Below are 23,578 nucleotides of genomic sequence, written 5' to 3' on the forward strand. Positions count from 1 at the left end.
GGTGGGTGAGGCCGCTGCGGCTGTAGACGACGCCGTCGGCCAGATCCGTCATGCGCCGGCTGCCCGCGGGCGCATCGCCCAGGGTCGCGAGCAGCTGGAACTGCACGTAGCTCAGCCCGCCGGCCTCTCGCAGCTGCCCCTCGACCGCGTGCCGGAGCAGGCTGCTCACCTCGATCAGCGAGAAGTACGCGCTCAGCTGGGCGGGGTCGAGGGCTGCCGGTTCGTCTGCCATCCCCTCAGCGTACGTGCTTCGACCTCAAAGCACCCCGCTCACGCGGGTGGTGCGTTCCGAACGGAATGAAAAACGGGGGGGTACGAGTGCATAGTGCACTCGTACCCCCCGAATCTCATTCCATTCGAATGAGAGGCGAGGCTCAGACCACGCGCTGCGGCGGCGAGACGGTCTTCGCGGGGTCGCGCTCGGCGACCGAGCCGATGACCTCGTCGATCCGCGCGAGCACGTCGGCGTCGAGCTCGACGCCCGAGGCCTGCGCGTTCGACTCGACCTGCTCGGGCCTCGAGGCGCCGATGATCGCACCGGCCACGTTCTCGTTCGAGAGCACCCAGGCCACCGCGAGCTGCGCGAGCGTCAGGTCGAGCGACGACGCGATCGGCTCGAGCTGCTGCACGCGCTGCAGGATGTCGTCGGTCAGGAACGACTTGACCGTGTCGGCCCCGCCCTTCTCGTCCGTCGCCCGCGAGCCCTCGGGCAGCGGCTGACCCGGCTTGTACTTGCCGGTCAGCACGCCCTGCGCCACCGGCGACCAGACGATCTGCGAGATGCCGAGCTCCTTCGAGGTGGGCACGACCTGCTCCTCGATCACGCGCCAGAGCATCGAGTACTGCGGCTGGTTCGACACCAGCTGGATGCCGAGCGACCGCGCGAGGTCGTGTCCGGCCCGCAGCTGGTCGGCGTTCCACTCGCTCACGCCGATGTAGAGGGCCTTGCCCTGCCGCACGACGTCGGCGAAGGCCTGCATCGTCTCTTCCAGCGGGGTCTCGTAGTCGTAGCGGTGCGCCTGGTAGAGGTCGACGTAGTCGGTGCCGAGGCGGGTGAGCGAGCCGTCGATCGACTCGAGGATGTGCTTGCGCGAGAGTCCGGTGTCGTTGTGCCCCTTGGGGCCGGTGGGCCAGTAGACCTTCGTGAAGATCTCGAGCGACTCGCGCCGCTCGCCCTTCAGTGCGTCGCCCAGGACCTGCTCGGCGACGGTGTTCGCGTACGCGTCCGCCGTGTCGAAGGTCGAGATGCCCGCGTCGAGTGCAGCGCGCACGCACTGCGTCGCGATGTCGTTCTCGACCTGAGAACCGTGGGTGAGCCAGTTGCCGTAGATGATCTCGGAGATCTTGAGTCCGCTGTTGCCGAGGTGTCGAAACTTCATGCTCCGAAACGTACTCCCCGGGAGTGGGAGCGCACCGTGCCTAGACTCGACTGCGTGATCGACGACGTGTCCCGGGCCTACTCCGATCGGGCGGCCGAGTACACGGCGCGGTTCGGGTCGATGGATGCGGTGCACCCGTCCGACCGGGAGATCGTCGGCACGTGGGCCGACGCGATCGCAGCGCGGGATGCCGGCGCGCGGGCGGCCGGGGCGGCGGCAGGGCCAGCGGCAGGGGTCGCCTCGGCGTCGCGCGACGTGGTCGACGCCGGCAGCGGCCCGGGCCAATGGACCGCGTTCCTCGCCTCGAGGGGCCTGTCCGCCCGCGGCATCGACCTCGTACCGTCGTTCGTCGACCGCGCCCGAGCCGAGTACCCGGGCCTCCGCTTCGACGTGGGCCGCCTCGAGTCGCTGCCGGTTCCGGCGGGCACGCTCGGGGGAGTCCTCGCCTGGTACTCGCTCATCCACCACCGCCCCGACACGATCGACGCCGCCCTGCGCGAGTTCGGCCGGGCACTCGGCCCCGGCGGCGCCCTGCTCGTCGGCTTCTTCGAGGGCCCGGTGCTCGAGGAGTTCGCCCACGCCGTGCTCCCCGCCTACCGCTGGCCCGTCGACGAGCTCGCCGAGCGGCTGACGACGGCCGGGTTCGAGGTCGTCGAGACGCACGCGCGGCGAACGGCGGGGGAGCGCTCGCAGGCCGCGATCAGCGCCCGGCTCGGCGAGCTGCAGCTCGTCGGCGGCCGCGAGAAGCGCGAGCTCGTGCTCGAGGACTACGACGAGGCCTGGGCGACGTCCGCCGCCGAGCACCGCCATCGCATCCGCACCGCCCTCGGCGACACCGCCCGCCTGGTCGAGCACATCGGCTCGACCTCGGTGCCGGGGCTCGCCGCCAAGCCGATCATCGACCTGCTCGTGACGGTCGACGACGTCTCCGACGAGGGGCGGTACCTGGATGCGCTGATCGGTGCCGGGTACGAGCTGCGCGTGCGCGAGCCGGGCCATCGGATGCTGCGGAGCCCCGCTCGCGACGTGCACCTGCACGTGTGGCCCGACGGAGATGCGGCGGTCGAGAACTATCTGCTGTTCCGCGACCGGTTGCGGTCGGATGCGGCGGACCGCGCCCTCTACGAATCGACGAAGCGGTCGCTCATCGCGCGCGACTGGGCCGACATGAACGAGTACGCCGATGCGAAGACGGCGGTGGTCACGGCGATCCTCGCGCGGGCGCGCGCTGCGCGCGGTGGCAGCTAGCGACGGCGGAGGAAGCCGCGCTTGCGCCGGTAGAACGGCGGGATGCCGTCGAGCAGGTGCCCCTCCCGCGGTGCGACGAACTGCACGTCGACCGGGGCGCTGAGCGAGTAGGTCACGAGGGCCTGACCGAGCTCGGGGTTCAGTGCGTCACGGGCATCGGGCGAGCCGACGACGACAACCAGGTAGCTCTCGTCCAGTCGGCGCTCGGGTGACCGGTACCCGCCGCCGGCGGCGTCAGGAGTGGCGCTGCCGGACGACTCGCCCGGCGCCTCGCCCTCCGGCGTCACCTTCCACCCGAGCACGGCCTCGTCGACCTCGGAATGCCGCGCGAACAGCGCCGAGAGCGCCTCCGTCATCCCCGGCGGCACGTGCGCCGGCTGCCCCACGAGCACGCGGGTCGCGACCGGCACGACCCGGGGCGTGAGGGTCGCCGCGCCATCCAGCAGCTGACCGATCTCGCCGGGCAGGAACTGCTTTCCGTGCGAGGAGTGCGGGTTGAGCACGAGGGTGGCGCCGCGGGTCGTCTCCCAGAAGGTGCGGCACGGGAGTGCGAGGTACGCGGTCTGGAAGCCGGGCACCGCCGCGAGTGTCTCGCGCATCCGTTCTACCGAGGTGTAGAACGGCTGAACGGATGCGCCGTCGGGCCCACGCAGGTCGGCGAGGGTCGCGAGGCCGTCGTCGGTCGCAGTGCCGGGAACGATGACCGTGGCCTCGAGCAGCGCCGTGAGGAACGCGGGCACCGCAGCCGGGTCGTTCGCCGCGGCGGCGAGCAGCTCTTCGACCTCGGTCGGGGCGGGAAGGGACTCCGGGAGCGGGGAGGCAGGCATCCTCCGAGCGTATCCGGGGCGGCCTTCGGTGCCAGGCGGGCGGGTGCCTTGTTCGAACGGGCTGAAGATCGTGCCTCTACGTGCATAGTGCACGTATGACTGCGATCTTCAGCCCGTTCGTGCAGCACCGGGGAAGAGTCGGGCTCAGCGGCGGCCGCCCGGGCGGTCGTCGTCGAGCACGCCGGGGGAGGACTCGCCGGGGAGCGTGCCGGTCGAGAGCTCGACCAGTTTGGGCGAGGCGGGCACCCCGTACCCGAGCCACATCGGTACCTTGCGGATCGCGCCGATGATGAAGAACAGCAGCGCGCCGAACACCGTCAGGCCGATGCCCCACGGCTGCAACCAGGCCTGGTCGAAGACCGGCGAGATCGCGAAGATCCCGATGCCGGTGACGAGTGTGAGGCCCACGGCGAAGCCGCCGCGCACGAGCGCCTCGCCGCCGAGCGCCGCCGCGATCGCGAGGGGGAGGAGCACCGAGGCGACCATGATCCACGCGCCGATCGCCGGGCCGATCGCGTTCTCCGCATCCTCGCCGGCCTGGTCCACGATCGTCCAGGAGATGAACGAGACGAGGAAGCCGACCACGAGGAGCACCGGGATCGATACCAGGAGGATGATCGTCGCCCGCCTGATGAAGTCGTCGCTGAAACGGTAGACGCGCTCGCCGGCCTTGCGGCGACCGGGGCTGATCGGCGTCGCGGCCGCTTTCGCGGCGGCCTGCTCGCGCGTGCGGCGGGCCGCGGACTGCGCCCGGCGCTTCTTGCTTCGGCGTGCACGCGCGGTCGACATCCGAGCCCCCCGTCCTGGCCGTCGTCGACGGCGTCCCCCTGAGATTACGCGGCGAATGGATGCGGGTCCAGCGACTCATCGACAGTTGTCACCCCCGCTCCGGTAGCGCCACGCGGGCTGGCGTTCGACGGGTCCGGGTCGAGCGACGTGACACGTTCTGGGGGTAAGGCGAGGCGGACAGGGCGTTCGCCAGGACTATACGCTTGGGGGAAATCAGGACTCGACGACCTGCTGCCGCTTCCATGCCGGGGGTCGTCCGAATGCGGGGGAACGCACAGATGCCGAGAACAACCCTGGGCCGATTGGCCCTCGTCGCCGGAGCGATCGTGGGCGCGGTCGCCCTTCCGTTGGGAGCGCTGGCCCCGGCCGGCGCGGTCGGCACCCCGGCGCCCGATGCCGGCACGCTCGCTGCCGCTGCCGCTGTCCGGGCCGACTCCTCGGACCCCTCCGGTGTCGCAGGACTCCTGGGCGGGGACGGCGTCATCGCGCCCTCGCTCCTGGCGCTCGCCGAGGCCGCGGAATCCGCCCCGACCGACGAAGCCCCGACCGACGAAGCCCCGAACGCCGCCGCCGGACTCGCAGCCGGGTTCACCCAGTCGGGCCCGGGCTCGGTCCCGCTCGACGAGCAGGGCCGCGTCGCCGTGTCGGTGCGGTTCTCGTCGGCCGCCGCACAGCAGGCCGCGGTGCCCACGCTGCAGTCGCTCGGCAACATCCGCTCGGTGACCACCAGCATCCCGACCGTGGTCGTGTACCTGCCGACCGCATCCTTCGACGACGCCGCGGCGCTCGCCGGAGTCGTCTCGGTCGCCGCGGTCGTCCGGCCCCGTCACGCCGGTGCGAGCGCCGCCCTCGAAGCGTCCGCCGCACCTGCGGCCGCCGCCACCCCGACCGCACCAGCGAGCTGCCGCAGCATCCCGGTCAACTCGGATGCCCCGCTCCGCGCCGACATCGCGCGCGCCGCCTTCGGAGTCGACGGCACCGGCGTGACCGTCGGCATCCTCTCGAACTCGTTCAACGCGCTCGGCCCGGACAACAGCGCCGTCTCCGACGAGGCGCAGGACATCGCCGCCGGCTCCCTCCCCGGCCCCGGCAACCCCTGCGGTTACACCACGCCCGTGAACGTGTTGATCGACGACACCCCCGCCGACGACGAGGGCCGTGCAATGGCCCAGACCGTGCACGGAATCGCCCCGGGTGCCACCCTGCTGTTCGCGGCGGCCGGTTACACCGAGGCGGAGTACGCCGACCGCATCCAGAAGCTCGCCGACAACGGCGCGCGGGTGATCGTCGACGACGACGTGCTCCCCACCGAGCCGTGGTTCCAGCAGGGCGCGGTGGCGCAGAAGATCGAGGCGCTCCGCGCGCAAGGCATCCTGTACTTCTCGGCGGCCCAGAACGAGTCGAGCATCGGCTACGTCGGCGAGGAGGAGAACCGCCCCACCGGTTCCTGGGAGGCGGATGCATATCGGCCGACGGACTGTCCCGCGGCCGTTCTGACCTGGGCCGCCGAGGCGGGGGTGAGCGCGGCACTCGACTGCAACGACTTCGGCGACGGCAGCGTCGTGGGCGCCGGACCCGCCGAACTCGGTGTCGACTTCATGGTCTACGCGAAGAATCCGGCCACCGTTGCCCTGCAATGGGCAGAGCCCGCTGACCGCGTATCGACCCTCCTCGTCCCGCTGCTGCTGCAGCAGGTCCCGGGGCCGCCCGCGGCCGACGGCACCCCGGGAGCCCTCGTCTGGGAGACCGTCGGGGAGCCGGTTCTGCCGGATGCGACGAAGCCCGGAACACTCCTCTCCATCGATGCTCTGCGCACCGGACAGCTGGATCTGCGGGTGGTGGTCGTGCGGCTCATGAAGGGAACGGAGCCCGCGCCGACTCCCCGGTTCAAGATGATCTTCCAGCTCGACAGTGCGGGGGTCCTGGCGATCGACCGGGCCGCGCCCGAGGGCGTCACGATCGGATCGACGATCTTCGGCCACCCGACCGACCCGTCCGTGTTCACGGTCGGGGCGACCTCCGCCCTCGAACCCACCGTGATGGAGCCGTACTCGGGCATCGGACCGGTGCAGTACTACTTCGGCCCGGTACGCGCCGACGCCGTCCCCGCCGAGCCGCTCGCCGACTCCCGGCCGCACTCGAAGCCCGACATCACCTCGGTCGACAACCCGCAGACGACGTTCTTCAATCAGCTCACCGAGACCGGCGCCTATTACTTCGGCGGAACCTCGGCGGCGGCACCCAACGCCGCCGGCGTCGCGGCGCTCGCCCTGCAGCATTCGCCGCAGAGCTCGGGCGACGCGGTCCGCTCGGCGTTCGAGCGCACGGCCACGCCGGTCCCGGCGCAGGCCTGGGACTACGGGCGCAGCACCGAGAACTGGCAGGGCGCCGGCATGATCAACGCCTACGCCGTGCTCGCGGCCTTGCCCGCCGCACCCACACCCGTGGTCCCGGCCGGCAACTCGACGCGCCTGGCCGACACCGGGGCGCCCGTCACGGGCGAGCTGGTGCTCGGGGCGCTGGCCCCGTCCGCACTCCTCGGCGGCCTCCTCCTGCGCCGCCGCCGAGCCCTGGCGGCGCGCGCCTGAGCGGAGTTCTGGATGCGGGGGCCGCAAGTTACCACGATGCGGCCCCCGTGGAACCCCCTTGGGGTGGGAGGATCCTCCGCATAGCGTGAGAGGGCGCGTTCGCGTACGCATGCCCATCCCTACTCCGGTTAAGGAATCTCTGTGAAAATCCTGCCTTCTGCGAGACGCTCCGTCGCGTCCCGCCTCGCGATGATCGGCGCCGCTGCCGTCATCGTGGTCGCCCCCGTCCTGATCACGACCACCGCCGCCAGCGCCGACGCGGGGTTCGATGTGACCACGCCGTCGCAGGGGCAGCTCAACGTCCCCGAGTACCTGCCGAACACCGCGCAGTTCGCGGGCGTCGGGCTCTCCGACGGCAACCACGTCGACGTGCAGTACGTGACCGGCGACGGCACCCAGCACACTGCCATCTACGGCGGCAACCAGCGGAACGCCGACGGCACCTGGACCGCGATCGCGAACTTCGACCTCCTCGGCGTCGGCCAGACGCAGGTCGTGAGCGTCGTGCAGGAGGTCGCTGCCGACGGCACGGTGCTGCAGGCGCGTCCGCTGACCTTCTCGCTCCAGGTCGCCCCGAACCCGGCGAACCCGTTCGAGGTCACCTACCCCGGAGTCACCCAGACCGTCGACTCCACCACCCCGACCTTCACCGGAACCGGTGAGCCCGGCGCCGAGATCGTGATCACCTACGGCGCCCGCAGCCTCACCACCGCTGTGGCGGGCCGCGGCTTCGTCGGCGCCGACGGAACGTTCTCGATCGAGACCGACTTCAGCCGCCTCGAGCCCGGTGCGGGCACGGAGGCGACCGGCGGAGTCGGAGCCACCTTCACCCAGACGCTGAACGGTCAGCCCGTTCCCGGCTTCGGACCCCTCTCGGTGCTGTTCTACTTCGCCGAGGCTCCCGTGGCGCTCATCCCGGTCACGCTCACGATCGATCCCGCCTCGCTGACGCTGTCGGATGTCACGAACCCCGACAAGGGCGTCACCGTCTCGGCGACCGGCTTCAGCCCCAACGAGGGCCTGACCTTCGCGCTCACCGGCCCCGACGGCCAGCCCGTCGACCTCGACGCGAACGGCCTGTTCGCCGATGACGAGGACGGCAGCTTCGCCGGACCTCTGACCCTCTCGGGCGACATCCTCGTCGGCAACTACTCGCTCAGCATCTCGGGCGACCGCAGCGGCCGTTCCGTGACCGCCGCCTTCACGGTCGTCGCCGACCCCGCCACCCCGGTCACGCCGACCACCCCGGCCAACCCGGGTACCGGCACCGGCACGACGACCACGGGCGCCGGCGGCGCACGTCTGGCGGCCACGGGCTCCGACGCGGCACCCCTCGGCGCTCTCGCCGGTGGCCTGGTCCTCGGCGGTCTCGCCCTGGCCCTCCTCCGCCGTCGCGCCACGGTCTGATCCGACCACCTCGCGGCGCGCGCCGGCTGACCGTCGCGCGCCGCACCCTTCGATGAGGCCGCCCACCCGGGCGGCCTCATCGTCGTTTCGGCGCGGCCGTTCCCCGACTCTCGGTTCGAGCGGCCGACGGTCGGCGGCCGGGCGAGAACGTCGCGGGTGGTTAGGCGCGGCGCGTGCGACTCACGGGCCGGGCGCGCTCAGCACGCCCCCAGCTCAGGCCGGGCGGCGGGTCGTGGGGAGGTAGTGGTCCTGGTGGTCGTGGAGCACGCGCTCGGCGCGATCGGCATCGCCTGAGCCGATGGCCTCGACGATCTCGGCGTGCGCCCGCGCCGCCTCGACCAGCGGGCCGTCGTGGTTCGCCGTCGCCATGATCGTCATGACCTCGATGCCGAGCGAGTTCCAGGCGCGCTCGAGCGCATCGTTTCCGGCCGCGCGCACCACCGAGCGGTGGAACTCGGTGCTGGCCTTGGCGTAGACGAGCGGATCCCCGCCCTCGGCCGCCTCGAGCAGATCGTCGTACGCGAGCTGGATGGCGTCGCGCGCCGGCTGCGGCACCGACACCGCGATCCGCCCGGCGAGGGATTCGAGGGCCGCCCGCACGGGCACGCTGTCGACCAGATCCTGCTCGGCCATGTCCCGCACCCGCGCCCCGACGTGCCGGCGCACGTCGATCAAGCCGAGGGCCGCGAGCTCGCGGAGCGCCTCGCGGACGGGGGTCTGGCTGGTGCCGAGCAGCTCGGCGATCTCGAGCTCGCGGATGGGGCTGCCGGGAGCGAGTCGCCCCTCGGAGATCTCGACGACGAGGTAGTCGCGCACCTGGTCGGCGACGGTCAGCCGGGCGAGACGGGTCGAGCCGCTCGCCGGTCGGGCTTGATTGCTCACGCGTGCCCCCTTCTCGTCTCCGATGGTAGTCCCCCTGGACATCCTCACACATTATCGATAATCCTTGACAGCCGAACGAGCCACGTTCTACTCTCGACGAAACCGAGGTGGAAAGCGCATTCCGCGCAATCACGATGATGTGAGGAAACCCATGCCAGTCCTGCAGATCGCCGGCGTCTCGAAGAGATTCTTCGGCTTCAGCGCCCTCTCCGGGGTCGACCTGACCGTCGAGGCCGGCGAGGTGCACGCGCTCGTCGGCGAGAACGGCGCCGGCAAGTCGACCCTGATGAAGATCCTCGCCGGCGTCGACCAGGCCGACGAGGGCACGATCGAGCTCGAGGGGCGCCCGGTCTCGTTCGCACATCCGGCCGCCGCCTACGCCGCGGGAATCTCGACCGTCTTCCAGGAGTTCACGCTGCTGCCCGAGCGCACCGTCGCCCAGAACATCTACCTCGGCCGCGAACCCCGCCGCCGCGGGGTCGTCTCCGCGTCGCTGATGAACCGGCGGGCCGCCGAGCTGCTCGAGTCGATGGGGGTGCACGGCATCCACCCGGCCGACCGGGTCGGTGCGCTCTCGGTGGCCCAGCAGCAGATCGTCGAGATCGCGAAGGCCCTGAGCTACGAGCCGCGCGTGATCTCGATGGACGAGCCGACCGCGGCCCTGGCCGAGCACGAGGTCGACCTGCTCTACGGCATCATCCGCCGCCTCGCCGATCGCGGCGTGGCCGTGCTCTACGTCTCGCACCGCCTGCGCGAGATCTTCGACCTCTGCGACCGGATCACGGTGCTGAAGGACGGCGCGCTGGTCGCCACCACCGACTCCTCGGCCATCACCGAGGACGAGCTGGTGCGCCTGATGGTCGGCCGCTCCCTCTCCACCGTCTTCCCCGCCCGCGGCGACGGCGACGCGCCGGGCGAGGTCGTGCTCCAGCTCGACGGATGCGGCAACGGCTCCGTCGACGCGATCGACCTCACCGTGCGCGCCGGCGAGATCGTCGGCCTCGCCGGCCTCCAGGGGGCCGGGCGCACCGAGGTGCTCGAGGGCATCTCGGGTGCGGTGCCCTTCTCCCGGGGCCGGATGCGGCTGGACGGCGCCGAGCTCACCTCGGGCACGCCGGCCCGCGCCATCCGCGCCGGCGTCGCCCACCTCACCGAGGACAGGAAGGGCACCGGGCTGGCCCTCGGCCAGACCATCCTCGACAACGCGCTCTCGGTGACGCGCGCGGTGCGGCGCACGCCGCGGGCCGGCGGCGGTGCCGCACAGGCCTCCGGCGGTGCAGCACTGGCCTCCGGCGGTTCGGGCCGGGTCGCTCGGCTCACCGCCCTCCTCGACGATCTCGAGCTCGCCGCCCGCGGCCCCGATCAAGAGGTGCGCTACCTCTCCGGCGGCAACCAGCAGAAGGTCGTGCTGGCGAAATGGTTGCTCACCGAACCGCGGGTGATCCTGCTCGACGAGCCCACCCGGGGAATCGACGTGGGCGCCAAGCTCGCGGTCTACACGGTCATCCGGCGTCTCGCCGCCGCGGGGCTCGCGATCGTGCTCGTCTCGAGCGAGCTGCCCGAGCTGATCGGCATGGCCGACCGCATCCTGGTGCTGCACGAGGGCCGCATCGCCGCCGAGCTGCCCGGGGGATCCGACGAGGAGTCGATCGCCCGAGCCGCCAGCGGCCTGCCGATCGGGGAGGCCGTCGCATGAGCGCCCCTACCACGAACCAGTCCGGCACCCCCTCCGGCAACCGCTCCGGCAACCTGGCTGCCGCTGCCGCCACCAGCCCGCGCCGCGCCGCCACCACCGTCCGCCGCCTCCGCGGCTCGACCACCGCGACCGTCTACCTCGTGCTCGTCGTCGTGCTCATCGCCTGCGCCGTGCTGTCGGCGCTCGCCGGCCGCTCCTTCTTCTCGCCCGGCAACCTCTCGGCCCTGCTCACCGCGACGACCGTGCTCGGCTTCGTCGCGATCGGGCAGACCCTCGTCATCCTGGTCGGCAGTCTCGACCTCTCGGTGCCGTTCCTGGTCAGCCTGTCCAGCGTGCTCGCCGCCGGCACGATGCAGGGCAGCCCCGACGCCTTCGCGACCGGGGTGCTCGTCGCCCTCGTGGCCACGACCGTCCTCGGCCTGGTCAACGGCGTGCTCGTCGGGCTGGTCGGCATCAACGGCTTCATGGCGACGCTCGGCGTCGGGCTGATCATCTCGGGCTACCTCTTCACGAACTACCAGGGCAGCACGGGCCAGGCCTCCCCGCAGCTGGTGTCGCTGGGCTCCGCCTCGATCGGCTTCGTGCCCGTGCTCTCCATCGTGCTGCTCGCGTTCTTCCTCGGCACCGCCGTGCTGCTCACGCGCACCCGCACCGGGATGCACCTCTACGCGGTGGGCGGCGACCCGCACGCGGCGCGGCTCTCCGGCGTGCGCACGGCCGCGCCGGTGCTCCTGGCGCACGCACTTTCCGGGCTCTTCTCGGGCATCGCCGGGCTCGTGATCGTCGCCCGGCTCGGCGTCGGCAGCCCCGGAGTCGGCGGCCAGGGCGGCTACGACCTGCTCTCGATCGCGGCCGTCGTGCTCGGCGGCGCCGCCCTCGCCGGCGGCCGGGGCTCGCTCTGGGGCACGCTCGGCGGCATCCTCATCTTCGCCAGCATCGACTCGCTGCTCGGCATCCTCGAGGTGAACCCCTATCTGAAGGATGTCGTGCGCGGCGTCGTGATCGTCGCGGCAGTCGCCGTCTACGCCCGCCGCAAGGGCCTGTCGAGCATCGTGCGCTTCCCGGGCGGCCCGACCCGGGCGGCGATCGATCGCGGAGGGGCCGAGACCGCCGACCCCGGCCCTGTGAACCGGAGCGACGTCGAAGTCGGCCCGATCGCCGCCCACCCCGAGACCACCGGAAGGAGCGGACGATGACCGCCACGATCACCACCGGCCCCGGCAACAACAACGGCAACAACGGCAACGGCAACGGCACCAACGCCACCCCCACCCGCGGCGACGCCGTCCCGCGCTACACCGGCAGGCGCTCGCCCCTGGCCCAGCGTTTCCGCCGCGGCATCGTCACCCCCGGCGGAGCGGTGTTCGTGCTGCTCGCCCTCCTCCTCGCCGCGCTCTTCGCCCTCAACCCGCAGCTCGCGGGCGAGGGCCAGTTCACCCGGTTCATCGGCCGCACGGCCCCGATCGCGATCGTCGCCCTGGGCCAGTACTTCGTGATCCTCTCGGGTGAGCTCGACCTCTCGATGGGAGCCGTGATCTCGGCCCAGGTCGTGCTGGCCGGCAACCTGATCGGCCAGGACGCCGGGATGATCCTCCCCGTGCTCGCCCTGATGATCCTGGTCGCCCTCGTCGTCGGCCTCGTCAACGGCCTGATCGTCACCTTCCTGCGGGTGCCCAGCTTCATCGCCACCCTCGGCACCGCCTTGGTGATCTCAGGCCTGACCTTCTACTCGACCGGCGGCGCCCCGAGCGGCAATCCGACCGACGCCTTCCGGGCCATCGGCCGCAGCGGCATCGACGGCATCCCGGTGCTCGGCTTCCTCCCGTTCTCGGTGATCGTGCTTGCCGTGCTGATCGTGCTGGCCGTGCTCCTCGTGCGCAGCCCGTTCGGCCGGATGCTCGCCGCCGCCGGCGACAACTCCCGCGCGACCGCGCTCACCGGCGCCTCGGTCGCCTTCCTCCGCATCCGGGCCTTCGCGATCTCCGCGATCGCCTCGACGGTGGCCGCCGTGCTGCTGATCGGCTACGCCGGGGTCAGCCCGGTGGTCGGTCAGGGCTACGAGTTCACCGCGATCACCGCGGTCGTGCTCGGGGGCGTGGCCCTGAGCGGCGGCCGCGGCTGGGTGCTGTCGGCGGTCGCCGGAGCATTCGTGCTCGAGGTGCTCTTCAGCCTGCTCGACTTCGCCGGGGTCGCCTCCACGTGGCGGCCCGCGGTGCAGGGCGCGATCATCCTGGTCGCGCTCGGTGTGCCCCTCATCCGCTGGGCACGCCTCCGAACCATCGTGCCGCGGCGCGCCCCCCAGGGCGGCGCGGCGCACCACACCGGGACCGGCAGCGTTGCCGGCCGACGAAAGGGATGACAGTGCAGAAACGAATCCTCACCAGAACCGTGGTGCTGGCCACCGGAGCAGCTCTCGCGGTGTCGCTGGCCGGATGCGCGCCGGGTGGCAACACGGGCGCGGCCGGCGGCGCGGGCGCCGGCGCGGGTGACAGCAGCTCAACCGCCGCCGCGGCGAACCCGTGGTTCGACCAGGCCCAGTTCGACACCGAGGACACCCAGCGCACGGCGAGCTTCGAGGGCGACCCGAGCCAGCCCTACCTGCAGTATCTGAAGGGCGACATGGTCGACGCCTCCGCCTACAAACTCGACCGCGCCGGCAAGGTCTGCTTCTCGAACGCCGCCCTCAGCAACACCTGGCGCCAGACCGGCTGGATCACGATGAACCAGCAGTTGCAGGTGCTGAAGGACCAGGGCGTGATCTCGCAGCTCGAGACCCGCAACGCGCAGGACAGCGACGACACCCAGGTCGCCGACATCGACTACTTCATCAGCGAGGGCGACTGCGACGGCTACATCATCGCGCCGAACTCGCCGCAGGCGACCGCCTCCGCCGTGCAGCGCGCCTGCGACACCGGCAAGCCCGTGGTGATCTTCGACCGCGGCGCCGGCACCGACTGCGAGACCTCCTTCGTGCACTCGGTCGGCGGCATGGCCTGGGGTATGGACTCCGCCGGCTTCATCGCGGGCAAGGTCGGCGACGGGGCGCACGTGGTGGCTCTCCGGACCGCCCCCGGCGTCGACGTCTTCGAGCAGCGCTGGGCCGCGGCGCAGCACGTGTTCGACGACGCCGGCATCCAGGTGACCGACTACATCACCGGTGCCGACCCCTCGAAGATCAAGAGCACGATCACCGACGAGATCGCCAAGGGCAAGGTCGACGCGGTCTGGGTCGACCTGGGCGACCAGGCGGTCCCCGCGATCGAGGCCTTCGAGGATGCCGGGGTCGACATCCCGATCGTCACCGGCGAGGACAACCTGGCCTACCTGCGGGCCTGGAAGGACACCGGGATCGACGGCTTCGCCTCGGTCTACTCGGCCTACCAGTGGCGCACGGCCCTGATCGCGATGGGCGACCTGTTCCAGGGCACCGACATCCCGAAGGACTGGGTGCTCCCGCAGATCCCGGTGACCGGCGACGAGCTCGACGCGGTGCTGAAGACCAACGACGGAATGCCCGACGGGCAGTACGCCTCCTTCGGCGGCGAAGACCTCCCCGGCTTCCCGCAGGTCTGGCAGGACCGGGTGATGCCGTGAGCGACCTGCTGACCGCCGACGACCGGCGCGACCTCGTCGCCATCGCCCGCGCCCTCTATCCGCACGCCGGCCTCGGCGACGGCCCCTACGAACGGGCGGTCGACGCGCTGATCGCCCAGGCCGCCCGGCAGCCCGCCGTGCTGCACGCCCTGACCGACGGGCTGGCCGGGGTGCGCGAGGCCACGAGCATCCCCGATGCGGACGAGGGCACGCTGCAGGCACTGCTCGCCGAGCGCGAGCAGACCCCGTTCTTCCGCACCACCCGGGCGGTGATCGCCTGGGAGCTGTACGACGACGAGGAGACCTGGGAGTACATCGGCTTCCCGGGCGCCTCGTTCGAGAAGGGCGGCTACCTCTCGCGCGGTTTCGACGACCTCGCCTGGCTGCCCGAGCCGCGGATCGAGGAGAGCCCGCTGCCGATGACCGAGGTGGGGCCGCTCGCGGCCCGGAGACAGGAGGAGGTCGCATGACCGGCTATTCACACGACGACGACGACGTCGCGGTCATCATCGGCTCGGGACCCGGTGGGGCGACGCTCGCCCTCGCCCTGGTGCGCGCCGGCCGTAAGGTCGTGCTGCTGGAGGCGGGACCGTGGATCGACCCCGACGACTTCGTCAACGACGAGCGGATCGCCTACCAGCAGCTGACCTGGACCGACCCGCGGCTGGCCACCGGCGACTGGTCGCTGGCCCGGGACTTCCCGGCGAGCCCGGCCTGGATGGGCAAGGGCGTCGGCGGCACGTCGCTGTTCTGGACCGGGCTCACACCGCGGTTCAAGCGGCACGAGGTCCGCGCGGCGAGCACGTACGGCCGGGTGCCCGGCACGAGCCTCCGCGACTGGCCGGTCGACCTCGACGACCTCGACGAGCGATACGAAGAGGCCGAGCGGGCGATGGGCACCTCCCATCGCCAGGGCCGCCCGCCGATGCCCGCGAACAACAACTACAAGGTGCTGGCGAACGGGGCGAAGGCGATCGGCTACGAGCACTACGCCACCGGCCCCTACGCCACGAACGTCGAGCCCTACGACGGCCGGCCCGGCACCCTTCAGGACGGCTTCTGCCAGCAGGGCGACAAGAGCAGGGCGAAGTGGAACCCGTCGGTCAGCGAGATCCCCAAGGCGCTCGCGACCGGCCTCCTCGACCTCCGCACCGAGGCGCGGGCCGTGCAGATCACGATCGGCCGCGACGGCCGGGCCGACGGGGTCGTCTACGCCGACCGCACCGGGCTGCACCGGCAGCGCGCCGCCCTGGTCTCGGTGGCCGGGAACGCGATCGAGACCCCGCGCCTGCTGCTGCTCTCGGCGACGACCGGGCATCCCGACGGCCTGGCGAACTCGTCGGGGCTGGTCGGCCGCAACTACATGCGGCACACCACGGGTGTGGTCTACGCCGAGTTCCCGGACGAGGTGCACATGTACCGCGGCGAGCCCATGGCGGGCATCGTCAACGACGAGTCGCGCCACGACCCCTCGCGCGGCTTCGCGGGCGGGTACTACCTCGAGATGATCGCGCAGGGCCTGCCCTCGTTCAGCACCTTCATGGAGCCGGGCGGCTGGGGGCCGGAGTTCACCTCGAAGATCGAGGCCTACACCCGCACCGCGGCCATCTGGATCTGCGGCGAGGACATGCCACAGGAGTCCAACCGGGTCACGCTGAGCGGCGCCGTGCTCGACGACCTCGGGCTGCCCGTCCCCGAGGTGCACTACGACGACCATCCGAACGACCTGGCGATGCGGCGGCACGGCTACGAGCAGGCCGAGAAGCTCTTCCGGGCCGTGGGCGCCGTGCGCACCACGCGCGCCCCGGCGATGCCCTCGGGGCACAACATGGGCACGGCACGGATGAGCGACGACCCCGCCGCGGGCGTCGTCGACGGCTACGGCCGCAGCCACGACATCCCGAACCTGTTCGTCTCCGACGGCTCGCTGTTCACCACGAGTGCGGCGGCGAACCCGACCCTCACGATCATGGCCCTGGTGCTTCGCCAGGCCGACCACATCCTCACCACCGGGGTCGCCGACCGCGTTCCGGCGGCGACCCGAGAAGGAGCACACCGATGACCATCGCGACGATCGACCCCACGACCGGGGAGACCCTGAAGGAGTTCACCCCGCACACGCCGGCCGAGATCGAGGAGAGGATCGCGGCGGCGCACGCGGCCTACCTCGAGCTCGCCGGCACGACCTTCGAGCAGCGGGCCGGGTGGATGCGCGCCGCCGCCGACATCCTCGAGTCCGAGGTCGACACGGTCGCCTCGCTGATCACCACCGAGATGGGCAAGACGCTGGCGACGGCCCGCTACGAGGCGCTCAAGTCGGCCACCGGCATGCGGCACTACGCCGACAACGCCGAGCGCTACCTCGCGCCGGAGCAGCCCGTCGACCCGGCGAAGGCCGGGGCCTCCGGGCTCAGCGTGCGCTTCGATCCGATCGGCGTGGTGCTCGCGGTGATGCCGTGGAACTATCCGCTCTGGCAGGCCATGCGGTTCGCCGCCCCCGCGCTGATGGCGGGCAACACGGGGTTGCTCAAGCACGCCTCGAACGTGCCGCAGAGCGCGCTCTACCTGGGCGAGCTGTTCGAGCGCGGCGGGTTCCCGCACGGGGCATTCCAGACGCTGCTGATCGAGGGCGCGCAGGTGGCGCCGCTGCTGGACGACCGGCGCATCCGTGCGGCCACGCTCACCGGATCGGTCGCGGCCGGCGCCTCGGTGGCTGCGGCGGCGGGCCGCAACGTCAAGAAGACGGTGCTCGAGCTCGGGGGCACGGACGTGTTCATCGTGCTGCCCTCGGCCGACGTGCAGCGCGCCGCGGAGCTCGGCGTGACCGCGCGGGTGCAGAACTCGGGCCAGTCGTGCATCGCCTCGAAGCGCTACTACGTGCACTCCGACGTCTACGACGACTTCGCCGGCCGCTTCGTCGAGGGCATGGCCGCGACGACGACCGGAGACCCGCGCGCGGAGTCGACGACCTTCGGGCCGCTCGCCACCGAGCGCGGGCGGAGCGACGTGCACGAGCTGGTCGAGGACGCGGTGGCCAAGGGAGCGACCGTGCTCACCGGCGGCACGCTGCCCGAGGGGCCGGGCTGGTACTACCCGGCGACGGTGCTGACGGATGTCACCCCCGAGATGCGGATCTTCCGTGAGGAGTGCTTCGGACCGGTGGCCTGCCTCTACCGGGTCGACGGCATCGACGAGGCCATCGAGCGGGCGAACGACTCGGACTTCGGGCTCAGCTCGAGCGTGTGGACGAACGACGCCGCCGAGATCGAGCGGTTGGGTCGCGAGATCGACGCCGGCGGTGTGTTCGTCAACGGGCTCACGGCCTCGTTCCCGGCCGTGCCCTTCGGCGGGGTGAAGGACTCGGGCTACGGCCGCGAGCTCTCGGATCTCGGCATCAAGGAGTTCGTCAACGCGAAGACGGTCTGGCAGGCCTGATCCCGCAGCGCCCGGTACCGGCGGCCAGGGCGGTCGCCGGTGCCGGGCGCCGGCATGCCCGGGGCGGGTCAGTGCAGCAGGAGCATGAGCCCCAGCTGCACGGCGGTCAGCCCGAACACCAGGGTCCCCGGCACCAGCGATCCGCCGCGGGCTCGGCGGAGGGCGATCACCGCGGCGCGCACCACGAACCAGACCACGAGCACCACCGCGGGGTCGGTCGCGAGCCCCCACGGGGTCAGGGCGGAGCCGGTGGCATGATGCCCCCACATCGCACCCGCCCCGCCGGCGGCCGGCTCGGCGGCGGCTGTCGCCCCGGCCATCGGCAGCGTCAGCAGCGCCATGGCCCACAGGTCGAGGATCGCCTCCCGGGCCCAAGCGGCGGTGCGCGCCCTCGGGGCGATCAGCAGCGAGGTCAGGATGCACGCGGCCGCGACCGCGAGCGACACACCGGAGCGCGACCCGGCGGCCGCGAGCAGGAGCACGAGCATCCCGCCCGCCATCACGGCGTGCGGCCACACCATCAGATGCGGCGCCCGCCCCACAGGGCGCGCGCGGACGCCGCCGGAGGCGACGAACCCGGTCATCGAGCCGGGAGGGCTCCGGCGCCGACCAGGCGCGCCGCGAGCTCGACGGCACCCGTGACGGGTGCGCGGTCGAGCAGGGCGACAGCGAGGCCGGGGTGGCGCGCGGTGACGAGCGCCGACATCCGGTCGAAGAGCACGGGCTGCGCCGTCACGACCGAGCCGGCCGCGATCACGTCCGAGCCGATCGCCCCGTGGGCGAGCAGCTGGTCGACGAGCCGGGCCAGGTGGCTGGCGGCGCCGTCGATGACCAGGGCGGCCTCGACCGAGCCGTTCTCGGCGGCCCGGAAGACCGCGGGCGCGTGCGGGCCCCAGTTCTCGGTCGTCGGGTCGTCGTTGACGGCGCGGGCGAGGCGTTCGGCGTCGGCCACCCCGAAGCTCTCGAGCAGGATGCTGAGGAGCGGGTCGGCGGTGCCGGTGCCGTCCGGGCGAGCGACCCCGCCCGAGTCCGCGGCCGCTGCCGCGGCCGCTGCCCCGATCCCGGCATCGATGCCCGCGTCGATCCCGTCGTCGTGTCGCGCGAGCGCGCGCTTCACGGCCTCGCGCACGATGCCGGCGGCCCCGGCGTCGTCGCCGATCACCGAGCCCCAGCCTCCGGCGGTGAGGAAGGAGCCGTCCTCGTCCCAGCCGACCCCGATGGCTCCGGTCCCGGCGATCAGGCCGATCACGTGCTCGAGCCCCGCGGCCGGCGCGATCAGCGCCGCGTCGTTGACGGCGACCGTGGGGACGCGCAACCGGTTCGTCAGCGCTGTGCCGAACTCGAGCATCAGTGCCGTGTTGTCCAGGCCCTGCGCGCCGATGCCGAGCGCCGAGACCGGGCCGGGCAGCGCGGGCGCGAGCGTCTCGAGCGCCGCCGCGATCCAGGCGACCCCGTGCTCGACCGGCTCGGCGTCCCAGTCGTGGGAGGGCAGCGTCGTCTCGGTCACGAGCCGGCGGGCGCCGTCCTCCGCCCGCACGGCGGCCTTGGTGCCGCCGATGTCGAGTCCGATGAACAACGTCATGCGACGGTGCCCGACGAGGAGGTCTCGACCTTGGTGTCGGCGTTGTGGAAGACGAATTCCTCCACGTCGATGCCGCGCACGAAGGCCATGTCGTTGGCGAAGGCCTGCATGACGAGCGCCTCGAGGATGGCCCGCTGGGCCGCGTGCCGCCGCGGCAGCGGGATGACGGTGAGCGACTCGGTCTCCGGCACGTCCTGCGAGGTGATCAGCACCACGCGGTGGCCGGCGGCGCTCAGTGTCTGGGCCAGGTCGATCTCCCGTTCGTCGCCGAGCACGATGTGCATCCCGTCGCCGGCCGACTCCATCGATCCGTGCAGGTACTGGCGGGTGCTCATCGCTGTGGAGTGTACCCGCGCGACCTCGCGGAACAGCAGGGCCCCGGCCTCGGCCGAGCCCACGGCGGGACCGGCCCCGACGAAGTCGGCGGTGGGCGCGGCGGCGAAGCGCGAGGCGATCGAGATCGAGCGCTGGGCGAGCTGGGCCTCCACGGCCCGCACGTCACCGGGCAGCAGGGCCCACTGCGGGTCGAGCTCACCGCCGTCCCAGAGATCGGCGATCATGCCGAGGGCGACGATGGTCGCCGTGTAGCCGATCGTCGAGGCGTAGCTGTCGGGGATGTTGCCGAGCACGAGCGCCCGGTCGACGACCGACGAGATGGGGGAGGGGTCGTTGTTGACGACCGCGAAGCGCAGCGCCGGCTCGACGGATTTGAGCACCGCGAGGGTCTCCGAGCTCTTCCCGCTCTGCGAGATCCCGATGATGGGATGCACGCTCTCCGGGAACGGCAGCGGGTGGTCGCCCGCGCCGAGCCGCCACGAGTGGATGCCGCGCTTCCGCAGCGCCCAGACCGGGGCGGCGGCCGCGGCGAGACTCGCGCCGATGCCCACGAAGATCGGCCCGGGGCCGCTCAGCGCTCCGGCGGCCTGGAGGGCGAGTGCGTTCTCGGCGATCCGTGCGATCGCGTCGTCGAGCTGTTCGGCTTGCTTCCGACGCGCCTCGACGAGGGGGATGTAGCCCTTCACGCGTGGCCTCCGTTCTGGTGCGGGTGTTCCTGGTGGTGGTCGTGTCCCGGGGCGCAGTGGTCGCTGGTGGTCTCGGGGATGTCGAGGGTGGGGTTGCGCCCGAAGAAGTTGTGGGGCTTCAGGGTGAACCCGGCGGTGTCGACGGGCATGATGGGCCAGTCCTCGAGGCGGGGGAAGTGGGTGAGGCCGAAGGTGTGCCAGAGCACGATGTCGGCGCCGTCGATGGGGCGGTCCTGCTCGACCCATTCGGGGAGGCCGGAGCCGCCGGGGTGCATGTTGACGAAGTCGCCGGCGGGATAGTTCTCGTCGGGGTCGTAGGCGGTGACCCAGAGGTGTTTCGTGGCGTAGGTGGCGCGCTTGTTGATGTCGGAGTCGGTGTCGGCGAGGAGCGCGGGTTGGCCTTCGGGGGCGAGCACCCAGCCCACGGGGTTCCCGAGCCGGTTGTCGACGGTGGGGTTGACGATGTGCCAGACGCGGCCGCGGGCGTTGTCGGCCATGCGTCGGGCGTCTTTCTCGGTGGCCAGGCGGGTGACGGTCTGGGTGAAGCCGGTGCCGGTGGGGTTGCCGGGGCCGCGGGGCACGAGGGCGGCTTCGAGTTCATCGACGGCGTTGTCCGGGCCGTCGATCATGGTGTCGAGGCGGGCGCTGAACAGGTGCTGGTGGTACGGGGCACCGAGCCCGGGCGCGAGTTCGGAGGCGAACGGGTAGCCCGGTGCGGGGTAGGCGGAGGTGAAGACGACGCCGGTGGCCTTGACCTCGAGGCGGATGCTGCCGTCGAGGGAGAAGTACCAGTAGAACCCGTAGTCGTAGTTGCCGACGGTCACGAAGAACGAGATCACCAGGCGGCGGTTGCGGCGGGAATCGCTGGATCCGTTCCAGTTGTCCGAGTGCTTCCAGAGGATCCCGGCGTCCTCCTCGTGGATGCAGATCGCCTGCGGCACGATCCGGGCGTGGCCGTCGTTGCCGGCCATGACCGCGTCGAGGTAGGTGATGTCGCCGACGCAGTCGCAGCCGAGTTCGAGGGAGTTCGCGAACCCGCCGAGGAGGTACTCGCCGCAGTCGAAGAAGTTCTGGAACCAGCGCTGGGGTGCGGGGTCGCCGTAGGGGACCATCATCTCCGCGATCGACGCCCGGTAGAGCACGGGCCGCTGGGCGCCGGTGGCAGGGTCGCGGATGCCGATGTTGTGCAGCACGAGGCCCTCGCGCTGGTCGAACCCGACCTGCACCCGCCACCCCAACCAGTCCAGGACCCCGTCCTCGTCGATGGTGAAACTGGGTCCTTCGGGCTGGGTGATCTGGATCGGCTTCATCCCCGCCCGTGGGGTCTCGTTCACCCAGGAGGGAAGGTGGAAGTTCCCGTCCTCCTCCGGGACGGGGAACTCGACGTAGTCGTGGACTTCGAGCACTTCCCGGTTCGCGACGTCCACGATCACGGTGACCCCGTCCACGGGGTGGGCCCAGCCGAGGTCGTCGGGGGTCTTCTGCAGGAAGGTGAAGCAGCGCTGCAACCGGCGACCGGCTTCATCCGTGCTGAGCACGCCGGCCGAGAGGGGGTTCACCCGCAGCGTGCTGACATCGGTCAGGCCCCGCTTGGCCATCGCGGCCAGCCACCGCGCATCCTGATGGACGAGCTCTTCGACCAGCGAGAACTCCAGCAGCACCACCGGCGCCTGCCCGTCCGTGACGGGGTCGAGGTCATGCACCGAGACGACCGTGCCGGTGGCCGGGACCACGATCACGTCCTGCGAGACCGCGGTGCCCATGTCGACCAGCATCACCCGGATGCGCCGGGTCGCCGCATCCACCGGCCCGCCCGCGATCAGCGGCCGCTTGTCCGGCTCGGCCAGGCCGAGGTAGGCCACGTGCGTGTCGGCGCCGAGCAGCCCCGCCTCGTCGAGGGCGGTGCGCACCCGCTCGATCTCGTCGGCGGTGATCGTGCGCAGGGCGGGGGCCAGACGCTCGGTCAGGTCGGGGACGGGTGTGCTCACGGCGGAGTCCTCTCGGGGCAGGGGAAGGATGGGGGGACGAGCGGATGCGGGGGTCGTCACGGGTACACGACCGGCTCCCACTGCCCGGTGCGCATGGACCGGTAGCAGGCGTCGATGATCGTGTTGACGATCAATCCGTCGTAAAAGGTCTCGGAGGGGGCGGTGCCGGCCTCGAAGTGCGTGATGAAGTGCCGGAACTGCTGCGAGAAGCCGTAGGCCCGCGTCTCCTCCGGAACCGGGTAGACCCAGCCGGTGTCGGCATCCGCCTTCTCGACCAGGTAGCCGATCGGCTTCTCGATGAAGCCCCAGACGGGGGTCTGGGAGGTGTCGGTGATGATGCGGCCGCCGCTGCCGACGAACTCGTGGCGGAGCGCCATGCCGCCCTTCTCGATCCACGACGACTCGATCGTGGCCAGCTGGCCTCCCGCGAAGCGGAGCCAGGCGGTCGCCGTGTCCTCTCCGGTGGTCTTGTCGCCGTGGACGAGGGTGGCGCCCCAGGCCATGACGTCGACCACCCGGTTGTCCTTGCCGAAGAAGTGGCGGGCGGATTCCACGGTGTGGCAGCCCATGTCGAGCAGGGCGCCGCCGCCCGCGGTCTCCGCATCCCAGAAGTGCGCGGCATGCGGGCCGGAATGACCCTCGCGGGCGCGCATGGTCAGCACCTCGCCGATCCCACCGGCGGCCACCATCTCGTGGGCCTTCACGATGTTCGGCGAGAACACCGAGCTCTCGGCGTAGCCGTGCCAGATGCCGGACTCCTGGACGACGGCGACGATCTCGGCCGCCTCCGCAGCGGTGCGGGCGAGGGGCTTGGTGCAGATGACGGCCTTGCCGAAGCGGGCGGCGGCGCGCACCGCCTCGACGTGCACCTCGTTCGGCAGTGCGACGACCACCACGTCGACGGCCGGATCGGCGGCGAGCCCCTCCAGCGTCTCGTGGCTGTTCGGGATGCGCCACCGCTCGGCGAACCGTGCGGCGGATTCCGGGGTGCGCGAGTAGTTCGCCACCAGGTCGGCCGAGCGCACGTCCTGCAGCGCGTCGGCGTAGCACTCGGCGATGAAGCCCGAGCCGAGGATTCCGATTCCTGTCATGAGCGAAACAATACCTCTAGAAACAAGAACGAGACAATCAGGCGAAACAT

Annotated in this window: 20 protein-coding genes; 10 read left to right on the forward strand and 10 right to left on the reverse strand. The window is 71.7% G+C overall.

The features are described from left to right. The coding region (locus HSO01S_RS16330; RefSeq protein ID WP_505689153.1) for a winged helix DNA-binding protein at positions 1 to 232 on the reverse strand (232 nt) is incomplete at its 3' end. A gap of 142 nt (positions 233 to 374) precedes the next feature. Continuing rightward, positions 375 to 1,379 (reverse strand): aldo/keto reductase family protein, encoded by a 1,005-nt coding sequence (locus HSO01S_RS16335; RefSeq protein ID WP_066043392.1) that lies wholly within the window; start codon positions 1,377 to 1,379, stop codon positions 375 to 377. A gap of 54 nt (positions 1,380 to 1,433) precedes the next feature. On the opposite strand from HSO01S_RS16335, the gene HSO01S_RS18445 reads away from it, so the two are divergent. After that, complete coding sequence (locus HSO01S_RS18445) at positions 1,434 to 2,627, forward strand: GrpB family protein (RefSeq protein ID WP_218003828.1); 1,194 nt, start codon at positions 1,434 to 1,436, stop codon at positions 2,625 to 2,627. On the opposite strand, the gene HSO01S_RS16350 is transcribed toward HSO01S_RS18445, so the two are convergent. Together HSO01S_RS16350 and HSO01S_RS16355 are read right to left on the reverse strand one after the other, a co-directional pair. Continuing rightward, the gene (locus HSO01S_RS16350; RefSeq protein ID WP_066043393.1) at positions 2,624 to 3,454 is read right to left on the reverse strand and encodes an SseB family protein; all 831 of its coding nucleotides are present in this window, start codon (positions 3,452 to 3,454) and stop codon (positions 2,624 to 2,626) included. The two genes, HSO01S_RS18445 and HSO01S_RS16350, sit on opposite strands and share 4 nt — an antisense overlap. Positions 3,455 to 3,598: 144 nt before the next feature. Then, complete coding sequence (locus tag HSO01S_RS16355) at positions 3,599 to 4,243, reverse strand: hypothetical protein (RefSeq protein ID WP_066043394.1); 645 nt, start codon at positions 4,241 to 4,243, stop codon at positions 3,599 to 3,601. Positions 4,244 to 4,521: 278 nt separating this feature from the next. Between HSO01S_RS16355 and HSO01S_RS16360 the strand changes: the two genes are divergently transcribed. Further along, positions 4,522 to 6,831, forward strand: coding sequence for a S8 family serine peptidase (locus HSO01S_RS16360; RefSeq protein WP_157079124.1), 2,310 nt, complete (start codon positions 4,522 to 4,524; stop codon positions 6,829 to 6,831). 141 nt (positions 6,832 to 6,972) lie between these two features. Further along, positions 6,973 to 8,238 (forward strand): LPXTG cell wall anchor domain-containing protein, encoded by a 1,266-nt coding sequence (locus tag HSO01S_RS16365; RefSeq protein WP_157079125.1) that lies wholly within the window; start codon positions 6,973 to 6,975, stop codon positions 8,236 to 8,238. A gap of 213 nt (positions 8,239 to 8,451) precedes the next feature. Here HSO01S_RS16365 and HSO01S_RS16370 read toward each other — a convergent pair whose 3' ends face one another. Further along, the gene (locus tag HSO01S_RS16370; RefSeq protein WP_169799998.1) at positions 8,452 to 9,120 is read right to left on the reverse strand and encodes a GntR family transcriptional regulator; all 669 of its coding nucleotides are present in this window, start codon (positions 9,118 to 9,120) and stop codon (positions 8,452 to 8,454) included. Positions 9,121 to 9,271: 151 nt separating this feature from the next. Here HSO01S_RS16370 and HSO01S_RS16375 point away from each other — a divergent pair, with 151 nt between their 5' ends. From HSO01S_RS16375 to aldh, 7 genes are read left to right on the forward strand one after another with little or no spacing between them, the layout of a single operon-like run. After that, entirely contained in the window at positions 9,272 to 10,816 is a 1,545-nt protein-coding gene (locus HSO01S_RS16375; RefSeq protein WP_066043397.1) for a sugar ABC transporter ATP-binding protein, read from the forward strand. After that, the gene (locus HSO01S_RS16380) at positions 10,813 to 12,012 is read left to right on the forward strand and encodes an ABC transporter permease (protein WP_084361769.1); all 1,200 of its coding nucleotides are present in this window, start codon (positions 10,813 to 10,815) and stop codon (positions 12,010 to 12,012) included. The genes HSO01S_RS16375 and HSO01S_RS16380 overlap by 4 nt, the downstream gene beginning before the upstream one ends. After that, positions 12,009 to 13,175 (forward strand): ABC transporter permease, encoded by a 1,167-nt coding sequence (locus tag HSO01S_RS16385; protein ID WP_084361770.1) that lies wholly within the window; start codon positions 12,009 to 12,011, stop codon positions 13,173 to 13,175. The genes HSO01S_RS16380 and HSO01S_RS16385 overlap by 4 nt, the downstream gene beginning before the upstream one ends. 2 nt (positions 13,176 to 13,177) lie before the next feature. Next, on the forward strand, positions 13,178 to 14,410 hold the full coding sequence (locus HSO01S_RS16390; RefSeq protein ID WP_245636039.1) for a substrate-binding domain-containing protein: 1,233 nt from the start codon (positions 13,178 to 13,180) through the stop codon (positions 14,408 to 14,410). Next, on the forward strand, positions 14,407 to 14,880 hold the full coding sequence (locus HSO01S_RS16395; protein ID WP_066043399.1) for a hypothetical protein: 474 nt from the start codon (positions 14,407 to 14,409) through the stop codon (positions 14,878 to 14,880). The genes HSO01S_RS16390 and HSO01S_RS16395 overlap by 4 nt, the downstream gene beginning before the upstream one ends. Continuing rightward, entirely contained in the window at positions 14,877 to 16,472 is a 1,596-nt protein-coding gene (locus HSO01S_RS16400) for a GMC family oxidoreductase (RefSeq protein WP_066043400.1), read from the forward strand. Before HSO01S_RS16395 ends, HSO01S_RS16400 begins: the two co-directional genes overlap by 4 nt. Next, positions 16,469 to 17,845, forward strand: a complete 1,377-nt coding sequence (gene aldh / locus HSO01S_RS16405; protein WP_066043401.1) for an aldehyde dehydrogenase AldH — start codon at positions 16,469 to 16,471, stop codon at positions 17,843 to 17,845. Before HSO01S_RS16400 ends, aldh begins: the two co-directional genes overlap by 4 nt. A 68-nt stretch (positions 17,846 to 17,913) precedes the next feature. Here the strand turns inward: aldh and HSO01S_RS16410 are convergent, their stop codons facing one another. Genes HSO01S_RS16410 through HSO01S_RS16430 form a run of 5 tightly spaced genes read right to left on the reverse strand, consistent with a single transcriptional unit; the run spans position 17,914 to position 23,528 of the window. Beyond that, positions 17,914 to 18,429 carry a hypothetical protein gene (locus HSO01S_RS16410; RefSeq protein ID WP_066043402.1) on the reverse strand — a complete coding sequence of 172 codons (516 nt, stop codon included), beginning with the start codon at positions 18,427 to 18,429 and terminating at the stop codon, positions 17,914 to 17,916. After that, positions 18,426 to 19,427, reverse strand: coding sequence for an N-acetylglucosamine kinase (locus tag HSO01S_RS16415; RefSeq protein WP_066043403.1), 1,002 nt, complete (start codon positions 19,425 to 19,427; stop codon positions 18,426 to 18,428). Before HSO01S_RS16415 ends, HSO01S_RS16410 begins: the two co-directional genes overlap by 4 nt. Next, on the reverse strand, positions 19,424 to 20,449 hold the full coding sequence (locus tag HSO01S_RS16420; RefSeq protein WP_066043404.1) for an SIS domain-containing protein: 1,026 nt from the start codon (positions 20,447 to 20,449) through the stop codon (positions 19,424 to 19,426). The genes HSO01S_RS16415 and HSO01S_RS16420 overlap by 4 nt, the downstream gene beginning before the upstream one ends. Continuing rightward, the gene (locus HSO01S_RS16425; RefSeq protein WP_245636040.1) at positions 20,446 to 22,437 is read right to left on the reverse strand and encodes a primary-amine oxidase; all 1,992 of its coding nucleotides are present in this window, start codon (positions 22,435 to 22,437) and stop codon (positions 20,446 to 20,448) included. The genes HSO01S_RS16420 and HSO01S_RS16425 overlap by 4 nt, the downstream gene beginning before the upstream one ends. Before the next feature lie 56 nt (positions 22,438 to 22,493). Continuing rightward, positions 22,494 to 23,528: a Gfo/Idh/MocA family protein gene (locus HSO01S_RS16430; RefSeq protein ID WP_066043405.1), complete on the reverse strand. Its 1,035-nt coding sequence runs from the start codon at positions 23,526 to 23,528 to the stop codon at positions 22,494 to 22,496. Positions 23,529 to 23,578 lie beyond the last annotated feature (50 nt).

Source organism: Herbiconiux solani NBRC 106740 (genome assembly GCF_001571005.1).
Taxonomy (GTDB): Bacteria; Actinomycetota; Actinomycetes; order Actinomycetales; family Microbacteriaceae; genus Herbiconiux; species Herbiconiux solani.